The sequence below is a fragment of the Mesorhizobium wenxiniae genome (assembly GCF_002284535.1).
Taxonomy (GTDB): Bacteria; Pseudomonadota; Alphaproteobacteria; order Rhizobiales; family Rhizobiaceae; genus Mesorhizobium; species Mesorhizobium wenxiniae.
On the sequence record NZ_NPKH01000030.1, the window covers coordinates 82764 to 95007 of the forward strand.

The 12244-nt window shown below is 62.8% G+C and carries 8 protein-coding genes and 1 pseudogene; 4 read left to right on the forward strand and 5 right to left on the reverse strand.

Annotation, left to right across the window (positions count from 1 at the left end; all coding sequences use genetic code 11):
- The first annotated feature begins 997 nt into the window (after positions 1 to 997).
- From CIT31_RS24490 to CIT31_RS24500, 3 genes are read left to right on the forward strand one after another with little or no spacing between them, the layout of a single operon-like run.
- The gene (locus CIT31_RS24490; RefSeq protein WP_095520718.1) at positions 998 to 1666 is read left to right on the forward strand and encodes a haloacid dehalogenase type II; all 669 of its coding nucleotides are present in this window, start codon (positions 998 to 1000) and stop codon (positions 1664 to 1666) included.
- Positions 1667 to 1715: 49 nt separating this feature from the next.
- Entirely contained in the window at positions 1716 to 2933 is a 1218-nt protein-coding gene (locus CIT31_RS24495; RefSeq protein WP_245316442.1) for a phosphotransferase, read from the forward strand.
- A 31-nt stretch (positions 2934 to 2964) separates the two neighbouring features.
- Positions 2965 to 4293: an aspartate aminotransferase family protein gene (locus CIT31_RS24500; RefSeq protein WP_095520719.1), complete on the forward strand. Its 1329-nt coding sequence runs from the start codon at positions 2965 to 2967 to the stop codon at positions 4291 to 4293.
- A 96-nt stretch (positions 4294 to 4389) separates the two neighbouring features.
- Here the strand turns inward: CIT31_RS24500 and CIT31_RS24505 are convergent, their stop codons facing one another.
- From CIT31_RS24505 to CIT31_RS24520, 4 genes and pseudogenes are all read right to left on the reverse strand, one after another.
- Positions 4390 to 5844 carry an aldehyde dehydrogenase family protein gene (locus CIT31_RS24505; protein ID WP_095520720.1) on the reverse strand — a complete coding sequence of 485 codons (1455 nt, stop codon included), beginning with the start codon at positions 5842 to 5844 and terminating at the stop codon, positions 4390 to 4392.
- Positions 5841 to 7113, reverse strand: a pseudogene (locus CIT31_RS24510) (NAD(P)/FAD-dependent oxidoreductase). The gene CIT31_RS24505 and the pseudogene CIT31_RS24510 overlap by 4 nt, the downstream one beginning before the upstream one ends.
- Positions 7114 to 7174: 61 nt before the next feature.
- Entirely contained in the window at positions 7175 to 8344 is a 1170-nt protein-coding gene (locus CIT31_RS24515; protein WP_095520794.1) for an alanine racemase, read from the reverse strand.
- Positions 8345 to 8364: 20 nt separating this feature from the next.
- Entirely contained in the window at positions 8365 to 9231 is an 867-nt protein-coding gene (locus CIT31_RS24520; protein WP_165778544.1) for a GNAT family N-acetyltransferase, read from the reverse strand.
- Between the two features lie 300 nt (positions 9232 to 9531).
- On the opposite strand from CIT31_RS24520, the gene CIT31_RS24530 reads away from it, so the two are divergent.
- Positions 9532 to 10470, forward strand: coding sequence for an ornithine cyclodeaminase family protein (locus CIT31_RS24530; RefSeq protein WP_095520722.1), 939 nt, complete (start codon positions 9532 to 9534; stop codon positions 10468 to 10470).
- Positions 10471 to 10823: 353 nt separating this feature from the next.
- On the opposite strand, the gene CIT31_RS24540 is transcribed toward CIT31_RS24530, so the two are convergent.
- Positions 10824 to 12146 carry an NAD(P)/FAD-dependent oxidoreductase gene (locus CIT31_RS24540; RefSeq protein ID WP_095520723.1) on the reverse strand — a complete coding sequence of 441 codons (1323 nt, stop codon included), beginning with the start codon at positions 12144 to 12146 and terminating at the stop codon, positions 10824 to 10826.
- Positions 12147 to 12244 lie beyond the last annotated feature (98 nt).

Below are 12244 nucleotides of genomic sequence, written 5' to 3' on the forward strand. Positions count from 1 at the left end.
GGCGGCGCGAAAGTCCAGCTGCTGAAGTACGCGCCTTCCGAAGTAGCTGGCGCTCCCGTGGCTTCGTTGCCCCTGGAGTTCAGCAAGATGCTACCTACCATTCGCCATTCGTGCCCCCTTCCCCGAATGCGCCCGGTTTTTGCCCAAAGCGATCCGGACGAGTACTACGACAGTACAACCTAGAGGAATTGATTGTACTAAGTTGTTGAATATACGTTACTTTTCGCGACGTCCGTCCAGTCCATCATAGGTGCAATGCAAATCGCCTGTCTAAGTATTTCATTCCGTTGCACTTTTTTGCTCTCAGTGGGCCCAATTCCCCACTGGATCGACTGATAAGGTAATTGCCATATCATATCCAAGAGCACGCTGAACAGCGACACAAACGTCTCCGACGCGGAACTAGAGCCCGCATTTGGCCACCTGAGTGTGCACGGTCACCCGAGGCGGTATCCCGCTGAACGGCGCACGTTCGATCGCGACCGGATTACGTTGGGGAACGGTCGGCGGGGCTTCACGCGTCTCACCGCGCATCACCAAGGTTTGGTTTGCCGTGTCGGCGCTTCGAGTATGTCCCGTCTAGTGCAACGGATGCGTTCGAGGCGGCATGCCCTCATTGATGACCAGTGTGGCTTTGGGCCAAAGGACCGCCCGATTGGTCAGCTTTGCGCCTAAAATCGGTCTTGGAGTTCCGCCGTCGCCCGCGAACACGAAGGATGGGCCTTGGCCAGGGGTGGCGTGCCTATCGAGCGATAATCGGACGCGGGCCGAACTGACTACGACCCTGATCTATTCGGCTCGGCTCAGCACACTGTGCGAGCGCTACAGGTCGGTTTCGGCTCAGGAGGGGCGAAAGAAGCAGTACTGCGGAAGATCGTGCTGGGTTTGCGGTAGACCGGAGGGCCCTTCTGCCCGAACGACCATGTATCGCGGCACATTCTGCCAAACGCCTGCGGCTATGCTCGGCTAACACGGCAGATTGACAGGAACCAAGGACATGGATCGCTTCCGGCCGAAATACGTGACTTTTGATTGCCACGGCACGCTGATCAATTTCCAAATGGCGGGAGCCGCTCGGGATCTGTTCGGTCATCTTCTGGATGGGCCGCGCATGGACGAATTCATCAGAAACTTCCAGGCCTACCGCCTCGATGAGGTGTTGCAGGACTGGAAGCCCTATGCCGATGTCGTTCACAACGCACTGGAGCGCACGTGCCGCCGCAACAACGTCGCATTCCGTGCCGAAGACGCTGAAACGATCTACAACCGCATCCCGACCTGGGGACCGCATCAGGACGTTCCCGAGGGCTTGGCTAAACTAGCCAAGGAAATTCCGCTGGTTATCCTTTCGAACTCCATGATGGCCCAAATTCCGTCGAACGTGGCAAAACTCGGCGCGCCATTTCATGCCGTCTACACCGCTGAACAGGCGGGGGCTTACAAGCCGCACTTCAAGGCGTTCGAATATATGTTCGACATACTGGGATGCGGCCCGGAGGACATAACTCACGTTTCCTCGTCTTTCCGCCACGACCTGATGTCTGCCTATGACCTAGGGATCATGAGCAAGGTCTGGGTTAATCGCGGCCATGAGCCGGCCAACCCTTATTACGAGTACACCGAAATCCGCGATGTGACGGAGCTACCGGGCGTTTTCGGGATCTGAGGGCGAGGATGGGGCGCGGGTTTATTGGCTGGACCGCTCCACCTCTCCCATGAAGAACACCATATTCAGCAGGCGAGGATCTTTCGAGTTCGGTGCTTGTAGTCATCTGGTCTCCGATGAAGAAGCAGGTCAGCCCAATGGCTCCATGGCTGCGGGACGCGACCATCTGCCTTGCGCGGCAGCCTCAACCGAAGCCTATTTTCGCACTGCCGCCGCAATCCTGGCCATGCGGCCGGCTTCCGCGGAACCGGACATGTCGGCGGCATTGCTTAAGCGTCACTACGGATTGGCGGGATCGATCGCGACATTATCCTCCGAGGTCGAGCGCACCGTTGAGGTCAACCTGTCGCACGGCCGCCGACTGATCCTGAAGACGTCGACAAGACCGGAGGCGGTCGACAGCTTTCGTTTCCAAAGCGCCACCTTGGCGGGATTGCAAGGGGCCGCGGGCTTCGTTGCACCCGAAGTGCTCCGCACCAGCAGCGGCGCGTTGATGTTTGAGGAAGAAGGGGTATGCGGGTACTTGCAGACCCGGATCGAAGGCGTTCCGCTGCACAAGGCGGTGCCCACTCCGGACCTGCTTTTTCGAACTGGCAGCGCTCTGGCCCGGCTGGACTTGGCCCTTGCGCAAGTCAATGTGCCCGCGGCCCTCCGCCCCGTTCTTTGGCATGTCGGGTGCTGGTCGCGGTTGATGGAACTAGCGCAATACCTCCCGTCCGGGAGCATTGCCGACAGCGTTCGCGTCGCGATGGCGGACTATGTGGAGTTTGTTGAGCCACAAATCTCGAACGTGGCGTGGCAGGTCACCCATAATGATCCCAGCCCATTCAATATGATGACGACTGCCCAGGGAACGGGTTTCATCGATTTTGGCGATGGCTGCTGGAGCCCCAGGATCCAGGATCTGGCGATCGCGGCAAGTCACGCCGTGACGGATCCGGACCTTTCCTTTGGGTGGGGCCGAACATCTTATCGCCGGCTATGCCTCGGTCATGCAATTTCGGCGCTGGAAGCAAGACTGCTCGTCGGATTGATGCGGGCGCGACAAAGCGCTTTGATCCTGGTCAATTACTGGCGCTCCCACCTTTTTCCGGTCGACGCCCAGTACATCAAAAAGAACGTCGCGCGTGCCGAGCATGGCCTCTCCATCCTGACGCCACTTGGTGTCGCATCGGGCGAGGCGGCAGTCCAGGCGGCAATGTCGTCGTCCTGCTGCAACGCCATATCGGTTCGCCCGACAGGGCACGGTCGCCGAACCGCGAATTGATCAAGATACTCGTTCAGATAGGCAGCTGCACATGTCCACCGATCTCATGCCGAATCGCTACAGACCTGGCGAAACCGATCTTGACAGGCGCGAGTCCGAGCTAATTGCTCGCCGTGACGACGTTCTGGGGGCCTCTTATCGGCTCCAGTACCGCCGGCCCGTGCACTTCGTTCGCGGCGAAGGCATGTGGCTCTACGATCCCGACGGGCGGGCCTATCTTGACTTCTATAATAACGTGCCGTCTCTCGGCCATTGCCACCCGGAAGTAAACGCCGCAATGGCTGAGCAGGCGGGCCGGATAAGTGCCAACACGCGCTATCTCGAGCCAAAACTTGTCGACTATGCCGAGCGATTGGTCGATACTTTCGCAAACGAGCTCGACCGGGTGGTCTTTACTTGCACGGGGAGTGAATCCAACGATCTGGCCCTGCGTATCGCGCGATTTGCGAGCGGCAAGGAAGGCGTGATCGTTTCCTCCTATGCGTATCACGGCACGAGTGCGGCTACCGCCGCGGTTTCGCCGAACTTGGGCGACGCCGTCAAGCTCAGCCCGTTCGTGCGCATGGTATCCCTACCCGAGCCGGCGGGCGTGCCGGAGGCCCAGGCTGCGGACTTTTTCGAGGCACAGATTCGATCAGCCATCACGGATCTGAACCGTCGTGGCATAGGCGTTGCGGCCCTGCTCATCGACAGTATTTTTTCCAGCGATGGCGTATGGGCAGATCCTCCTGGTTTTATTGCCGGCGGAGCTACGGTGGTGCGGGAGGCAGGTGGCCTCGTCATTGCCGACGAAGTTCAACCGGGCTTCGGGCGAACTGGCTCCCATATGTGGGGCTTCGAGCGGCACCGGATCGTTCCGGATCTTGTTACCCTCGGCAAGCCGATGGGCAACGGATTTCCAATTGGCGCCGTCGTTGGTCGCAGGGCCCCGATGGAGCAGTTTGGCGCCACCGCGCGCTACTCGAACACGTTCGCCGGAAACACCGTTGGAATAGCGACCGCGGACGCCGTGCTAACGATCCTGCAGCGTGACCAAATTCCCCAAAAGGCGCTTGCCATGAGCCAGCGCCTCCGAGCCGGACTGGAAAAGATCGCAAAGCAGCATCATGGAGTTCGTGCGATCCGAAACGCCGGTCTTTTCTTTGGCATCGACATGGGGCCTGAGGACGCACCGGCTGCGGGCCGGCGCGCAATGGCTTTGGATGTGGTCAACGCGATGCGGGATGACGGCGTACTTATCAGCACGACAGGGGCCAATGAGGATGCACTTAAAGTGCGCCCTCCGCTCGTCTGCCAAGCCGAGCATGTGGACCTCTTCCTTGCATCCATGGAGCAAGCGCTCATCAAGGTCGCAGGCTAGACCGCATACCGCAATGTGCGGAAGCGCTCACCGAAGGCAGCCTGTTGGAATAGATGGCGCCACTGGCGCGCGTCCCTGCGCCTGGCGAGAAGACGCCTAGAAATAGCCGAGGATCGATTTGACCTCGAGATACTCCAGCATGCCCTCGAGACCGTACTCGCGTCCGTTTCCGGATTGCTTGAAGCCGCCGAACGGCGCGTGGGGGTCCCACGTCGGGTAGTTGAGATGCACCTGCCCGGCGCGGAGTTGCGACGCGACGTCCTTGACGACGTCCATGTCTTTGCCCTGCACATGCGCCCCGAGGCCATAGACGGTGTCGTTGGCGATGGTGACGGCCTCCTCTACTGTCTCGTAAGGAATGACGCAAAGAACCGGGCCGAAGATCTCCTCCTGGGCAATACGCATGCCGGTGCGCACCTCGGAAAAAATCGTCGGTTTGACGTAGAATCCGGCATTCAGACCGCCGGGACGGCCCTGTCCGCCGGCGACGACCTTCGCGCCTTCCGAAATGCCGACGCCGATCATCGTCTGAATCCGGTCGAACTGGGCGCCGTTGGCGATTGCGCCATGGGTGGTGGTCGCCGCGAGAGGATCACCGACAACGATATCGTCCGCGGCGCGCCTGGCAATCGACTCGATCTCGGAAAGCTGCGCGCGCGGCACGATCATACGCGTCGGCGCACTGCACGACTGGCCGAGATTGCGGAAGGCGGCGGCGATGCCCAGCGAGACGGCGCGATCGAGATCGGCGTCCGGGAGGATCACATTCGGCGACTTGCCGCCGAGCTCCTGCGCGACGCGCTTGACCGTCGGCGCTGCCGCCTGGGCCACCGCGATGCCCGCGCGGGTGGAGCCGGTAATCGAGATCATGTCGACGTCCGGATGGGAGGCGAGAGCCGCACCGACGCAAGGGCCGTCGCCATTGACGAGGTTGAAGACACCGGCCGGGAAGCCGGCTTCTTCGATCGCCTCGGCGAACATGAGGGCGCTCAACGGAGAAAGCTCGCTCGGCTTCAGCACGACCGTGCAGCCTGCGGCGAGCGCCGGCGCGACCTTGGCGGTGATCTGGTAGAGTGGCCAGTTCCACGGTGTGATCAGCGCGCAGACCCCGATCGGTTCGCGAGTGACGGCGGTGTGACCGCGCTGCTCGACGAAGGGGAAGGCCGTCAGGACCTCGCGAGCGACCCGCACATGGGCGATCGCCAGCGGCACCTGCGCGGTGCGCGCATATGCGATCGCCGCGCCCATTTCGAGGGTCAGGCATTGCGCAAGCAGCTCGGTGCGAGCCTCGAGCAGCGCCTGCAGGCGATCGAGCAAATCCGCGCGGTATTCCGGCTCGGTCCGGATCCAGGTGGCGAATGCCCGGCGGGCCGCGGAAACGGCCGCGTCCACGTCCTCGCCATTTCCGAGCGGAAATTGCGTCACCACTTCTTCCGTCGCCGGATTCGTGACGGCGGCCTGGCCAGTGCCCCTGGGCGCGCGCCATTCGCCGTCGATGAAGAATGTGCCGAGGCGGCCGTTGCGAGACAGGTGCTCGAGGGGCGTGGTCATGTCACGAGGTCCTTCATCCGATAGTAGGCGCCGAGGATTGGCAGGAACCAGGGACGCCCGAAATATCCGGGGATCGCCGGCCAGTCGAAATCCTTCAGGGGTTGAGATTGGGCGCCCGTCCATGACCTCGGCCATGATCGAAACCCATCAGCGTCGACATATGCGCGCCGTGCCCGCTATAGCTCATCGAGTAGTAGATACCGTTGCGCACTCCGGCGCGGGGCAGGCGGTCGCGCGTCATGTCGACAAGCCGCCCCAGCAGTAGTCCACCCCGGTGCCGGCCAGTTCGGGGTAGACGTCAACCATCGTCGCCTTCAGGATCCGGCCGCTCTTCTGGTCGGACTGGGGATTGGAACCCGCGAAGCGCGCCCGGCCGCCGAACAGCAGGCGGTTGTCCGGCGTCAGCCGCCAGTAGACGACGAGGTTGCGCGTGTCGACGACATTGCGACGGCCCGGCATGAGGCGCTCGATTTTCGAAGGGGACAGCGGTTCCGTCACGATCAGGAACGCGCCGACCGGCACGATGCGACGGCGGATCCATCCGAGCGGACCGACCTGGGAGATGCCGCTCGCCAGCAGGACCGGGCGCGCGACGATCCTGCCCTTGGAGGTCTCGACCTCATGCCCGTCGGCGACCTTGCGCAGAGCCGTGATGGGTGCGTGTTCCTGGATCGCCGCGCCGCGCCGCGCCGCCGCGATTGCTAGGCCGCGTACGAAACGACCGACATGCATGTTGGCGCTCTTGGGAAAAAGCAGCCCCCCGTGGTAACGGTCGGTGCCAACCTCGCTGCGCAGGTCGGCGCGGGCTATCATCCGCTTTTCGGGATCGACATTGGCCGCCAAGACTTCCTGGCTGCGCGCCAGCATGTTGTAGTGCTTGGGCTTGGCGGCAAGCTTAAGCTTGCCGACCCGGGCGAAGCTGCAGTCGATCCGTTCTTCCTGCACCAGCCGCTCGACCATGTCGACGCCGGCATCGAAGGCCTTGTACATCGCGTTGGCGGCATCCTTGCCGTACTTGCCGGCCATGACCCCGTAGTTCTGGGCAAAGCCGTTGTTGCACATGCCACCATTGCGGCCGGATGCGGCGTTGCCGATCGTTTGGGCCTCGAGCAGGGCGACCCGGGCCCCCTTTTTGGCAAGGGCCAGCGCTGCGGAGGATCCGGTCAGGCCGCCACCCACCACGGTCACGTCGTAATGGCCTTCGAGGGGCTTGGGCGAACCTCGATCGAACGGCTGGGACGTATCAAGCCAGTAGGACGTCAGTTTCATCTTTACACCACCTGAGCGTCAGCTTGCATCGACGCCATGCAAAGCGTGGAGATCGGAACTTCTACCAGCCGCGGATCCGCTCCCACCGCGCGTCGATCTCCGGACTTCCTCCGTTGACGACGCTGTAGAAATCGTGCTGGCCGGCCATCGCGCAGGCGTGGTTTGGCAGGATCCGCACCCGGGCACCGACCCGAAGGTCTGGCATGCTCTTGGGGGAGCCGCTGCGGATCGCCAGGATGCCGTGTTCCTGGCTGGCCTGTGACACGATCACGTCTTCGAGCACGCGACCCGCCTCGTCGCATACCAGGCCGTAACCCTGATCTACCCGCTGGCTCGCGGTGCCGCGATCGCGCGAGAGCGCCATCCACCCCGCGTCGACAAGCACCCAGCCCTTCTCTGGCTTAACGCCGATCACCGTGGCCAGCACTGAAATCGCGATGTCGTCGACGGCACAGACCCCGACTCCGTGCTGGACGAGGTCGAAGAACATGTAGACACCGGCGCGCAGTTCGGTGACGCCATCGAAATTCTCGGCGAAGTGTGCGGTGGGCGTCGAGCCGAGGCTGACGATCGGGCAGGCATGGCCTCGAGCGCGCAGAATTTCGGCGGCTCGCACGGTGGCCGAACGCTCGTTCTCGGCTGCCCTCACCAGAGCATCGGGCGTGCTCAAACGATAGGACTCGCCCGCATGGGCGAGGACGCCGACGAGGTGGGCGCCCGCCGCGACCACCCGGTCGGCGACCTCGATGAGCTTGGGATCGTCCGGCTTCAGTCCACCGCGATGGTCGGCGCAATCCAGTTCGATGAACACGGATGGAGTAACGCCCGTGGCCTTGCGCACATCGGCCAGGGCATCGGCCTGTTCTACGGTATCAAGCAGCAGCTTCAGGGCGACGCCGGTGCGGCGGCAGAGCTCCGAGGCACGCCGAGCCGAGGCCGGCGACAGACCGACCGCATAGGTCATGTCGCGATAGCCGTGGTCAGCGAAATATTCCGCCTCGGCGATGGTAGAGACCGTGATCGGGCCGGGTTCTGTGGGGAAGACCTGTCGGGCGACGTCAATGCTCTTGGCCGTCTTCATGTGCGGGCGCAACACAACGCCAAGCTTCCTGGCGTGGTCGGCGAGACGGTTTATGTTGCGCTCGAGCTTCCCGCGATCCAGCAGCAGCGACGGTGTGACAAGGCCATCGATCTTTTGGACCGGTTCCAGCGATTTCGCGTTCGTTTCCATGTTCTCGATGTTCCTCAACACTAACCGAAGGACTGGTTCGCCAGGGCGTACATGCAGGCCGCACCGTCGGGCATTGGTCGCCGCCCCTTGACCATGGCGGTGGCTCCGCCGACCCTGACAAGGCCCAGGCTTTCCAGCCAGTCGCCCAATCCATGCTCGGCATAGACGTCGATGCGCACGAACTGGCCGTGGAGCCTCGAAAGCTGGTCTAGGATCAGGCGTTGCGCGTCTTCGGCGCTTTCCGCGGCCACTGGGCCGACAACGTAGCCGCGCCCGAACTTCCTGGCGATCGCGTAACCGGTGACCCGTCCACGGCGGTCGATCACCACCACGTCGCCCACATCGGCAAGCGCAGCGACCATCGGCCCGCGAGGCATTCCGGTGGCCCGTTCGTCGAAGGCGCGGAGTGCCGGCAGGTCTGATACCGTCGCCGGCCTGATGTCGGCGCAGGCCTTCGCGGGTACGGGGACGTTCAGTTGGCCCTGGTGCTGAAGCACGGTGCCCCAAACGGTGAAGCCGCGTCGCCTGTAGAGCGTCAGCCCATCTTCGGTCGAATTGAGCAGCACGTTGCGACCTTCCGTCGCCTCAAGCAACGCGTTGAAGAGCCGCGAGCCATTGCCGCCGCCTTGCGCGCAGCGGGTGACGATGATCATCCCGGCCGAGGCATAGGCCTGCCCGTAGTTCCACCACATTGCCGACCCGATCACCTCGCCTGAGCGCTCAAGGACAAGGCCCTCGCCCACCCTGGCAGCAAACTCCCAGTCCTCGCTGCGGTAAGGCCAGCCCATTTCCTGCGACAGCTTCAGCGCGCCCGGCACATGGCTGATCTCGAACGCGGTCAGCTCGGTCGGATCGCCGACGATGTCATTGTTAAGCCCAACGGCCATGCGCAAGACGCCTTCGATTTACCCAGAGATCGAACCTCAAGGTGGCGTCCGGCGCACAGATTTCGCTGCTGTTTTGCCCGTTCAGATCAGCGAGACTATTCGTTTTGAGCCATTCCTCGGCATACCAAACTGCGCAAAGCGGGCGAAGTATATCCGGCGCCTCGTATCGCCTCGCTTTCATCGTTTGGCGATCCGTGTTGCGCCCGCACGGTTCACAACGGACGCGATCCAAGCCCCCGCAATCGCACAGTCGCAACACGCCCCAACGATGAACAGCTTGTTGCTCAGGAGGTATTCGGGATGATCTACATCAGCGAAGAGGAGTCAGCCGCCCTGGTCACCCATGAACTGGCTTTCGACGCCGTGCGGAGAGCTCTCGTTGCTGCCGCTTCGAAACAGAGCCTGGTCTTTCCCGCGGTTCTCGGGCGTGCACGGGAGGCGACCAATACCTTCTCAATCAAATCCGGTTCGTCGGACGAGCTGACCGGAGTCAAGATCGGCTCCTTCTGGTCGGGCAATCCCGCGCGCGGCCTGCCCCGCCACAACTCCACCGTCGTCCTGCTCGACCAGGAAACCGGACGCCTCGGCGCCGTGATCGAGGCGGGCAAGGTCAATGCCTATCGAACAGCCGCCGCCGACGCGGTGGCGGCCGACCTTCTTGCCCGGAAGGACGCCAAGGTGCTGGCGATATTCGGCGCCGGCAACCAGGCGGGTTTCGAGGTCGCGGCGCTGGCTCGCATCCGTCCGGTCGAGACGGTATTGGTCGTGGCCGGACCTTCACCGCGACGCGACGCTTTTGTCGAGCGTATCCGCGCCAAAGACCTCGCGGCGCGCGCCGTCTCGGCCGAAGACGCCGTGCGTCAGGCGGACATCGTGGTCACTGCAACCCCCTCGCGCGAGCCACTGTTTCAGGCCCATTGGGTGCGTGACGGCGCGCACGTCGTCAGCATGGGATCGGATGCGCCCGGCCAGCAGGAATTGCCGACAGAATTGCTCTCGAAGGCAAGCCTCTTCTGCGACTTGCCTTCACAGTCCGTCCAGATCGGCGACTTTCAGCACGTGCGCGACGAAATCGACGCCGGCATGCTCGCCCTAACGGCAATCGGCGACGTCATTGAATACCGGGCGCCGGGACGCCGCTCCGACGAAGAGATCACCGTCTTCGACAGCTCCGGCATCGCCCTGCAGGATCTCTACATGGCCGAGGCGCTGATCCGCGCTAAGGCATCCCACCGCTGATCTGGCGCACGAGGGATTTGACCGACATCTACTGCATACCTGCTTAGCCAAACCAAATCTTGCATTCTGCTTCCAGCCATCGAGCAAGATCGTGGGCTTTCCCAGACAGTTCCGTTTCTCCTGTCCCATATGAGCCCGTAGTGGCTTCCGTCGGGATCGAAGCCGACCGGTGCGATGAGCCGCTCTTTATCTATGTCGTCGGTTGCGAGGACTGTCGGACTGAGGGCAACGCCCAACCCCGCCGATGCGGCTTCAACGATCAGAAAGTGATGGTCGTAGAAGCGAATTTCCGTTGGGGCGCGGCACCGAGGGGTGGAGGGTTGGTGCGCGTAGGCCTGACTTCCGGCTGATCTTCAGATAGCGGCGATGTCCAGCTTCGAGCCGTCGACCAGACGCGACAGGCGGAACGGTGTAGGATCGACGCAAGGCGTGTCGTTTACGACAAACTCTGCGGCCAGATAGCCAAGCCCCGGGCCCAAACCGAAGCCGTGGCCCGAGCAGCCCGCCGCGAGGACGAGGCCTTTCACCCCGTCCACCTGCGACACCACAGGCACTGCGTCCGGCGTGCAATCGACGAAGCCGCCCCAGGCGCTATCGATCTCTATATCGCCGAGTTGGGGGAAGGTCTTCCGGACACTCTCCACCACTTGGCTTACCAGCCATTTCAAGGGTGGAGGATCCAGCACGCGATTCTGTTCGAAGATCCGATCGTTGCTGGTCAGCAGCGCCGGCATGGAATCCGGTCCCGAAAGGAACGATTGGCCGATGCCGAGCCTGACGTTCTTCAGGCGACGCAAGAACTGCGGCATGAATTCCCGGCTGTAGCGGATGGCCTGGGGCGTGATTTCGAGGTTCGCCTTGCCGCTGATCGCAAGCGTATAGCTGCCGTCCAGTCGGCGCGTGATCGTGCAGTAGGGCGTGGAGACCGCCTCGCCTATGTTGATTGTCGGGGTGGAACGCAGCGCGGTCTGCCGGATGCTCGCTTGGGGGAAACTGATCCCGAGCGGCCTAAGGAAGCGCGAGGACCAGGCGCCAGCGGCGCACAGCACCGCGCTGGTTCTGATGTAGCCCTTCTCCGTGTGCACGCCCGCAATCTTGCCATTGGCCAAGTCGAGCGCCCGCGCGGCGCATTCCTGGTGGATCGTGGCGCCCAGAGCTCTGGCCCCATCGGCGATAGCCGGCGCGGCGAGCGCAGGTTCGGCCTTACCGTCCCGGTCCGAATAGGTCCCGCCGACCCATTTGTCGCGCGCTTCGGGGACGCGCTCGGCCACTTCCGCCCGGCTCAGCACGCGGGTGTCGACTTCGTACTCCCTGGCGACCTCGCGCCACCTTTCCCAGCCGGCGAGCACAGCCTCGTCGTGGGTTGCATAGACGAGACCGCAGCGTCGAAATCCAAGGTCCCGATTGATATCGCGCGTGAGCTCGTCCCACAGTCGCATGGAGATCACCGAGAGCGGCAGTTCGCGCCGATCGCGGTTCTGCTGGCGGCACCAACCCCAGTTTCGGCTCGATTGTTCACAGGCGACGTGGCCCTTCTCGAGCAGAGCCACAGAGAGGCCACGCTTCGCCAAGAAATAGGCGGCCGTAGAGCCGAGGATGCCGCCGCCGACGATGACGACGTCGACCTCGGACGGGAGACGCTCATCGCTGTAAATGCGTTCGACTCGGGGCGACATGTTCCAACCAACCTCGGCTGCCAAGAATGCGGAAGCAAAGTTCCGATCAGCCCTTCATCGCATCGTGCGTTAGAAAGAATGTGCCGAAATCATCCAGG

What these genes read in the sequence shown, in the direction of transcription:
- CIT31_RS24490 (WP_095520718.1), top strand. Translation starts at nt 998, where the DNA reads ATGGATCGCTTCCGGCCGAAATACGTGACTTTTGATTGCCACGGCACG.
- CIT31_RS24495 (WP_245316442.1), top strand. Translation starts at nt 1,716, where the DNA reads ATGAAGAACACCATATTCAGCAGGCGAGGATCTTTCGAGTTCGGTGCT.
- CIT31_RS24500 (WP_095520719.1), top strand. Translation starts at nt 2,965, where the DNA reads ATGTCCACCGATCTCATGCCGAATCGCTACAGACCTGGCGAAACCGAT.
- CIT31_RS24505 (WP_095520720.1), bottom strand. Translation starts at nt 5,844, where the DNA reads ATGACCACGCCCCTCGAGCACCTGTCTCGCAACGGCCGCCTCGGCACA.
- CIT31_RS24515 (WP_095520794.1), bottom strand. Translation starts at nt 8,344, where the DNA reads ATGGAAACGAACGCGAAATCGCTGGAACCGGTCCAAAAGATCGATGGC.
- CIT31_RS24520 (WP_165778544.1), bottom strand. Translation starts at nt 9,231, where the DNA reads ATGGCCGTTGGGCTTAACAATGACATCGTCGGCGATCCGACCGAGCTG.
- CIT31_RS24530 (WP_095520722.1), top strand. Translation starts at nt 9,532, where the DNA reads ATGATCTACATCAGCGAAGAGGAGTCAGCCGCCCTGGTCACCCATGAA.
- CIT31_RS24540 (WP_095520723.1), bottom strand. Translation starts at nt 12,146, where the DNA reads ATGTCGCCCCGAGTCGAACGCATTTACAGCGATGAGCGTCTCCCGTCC.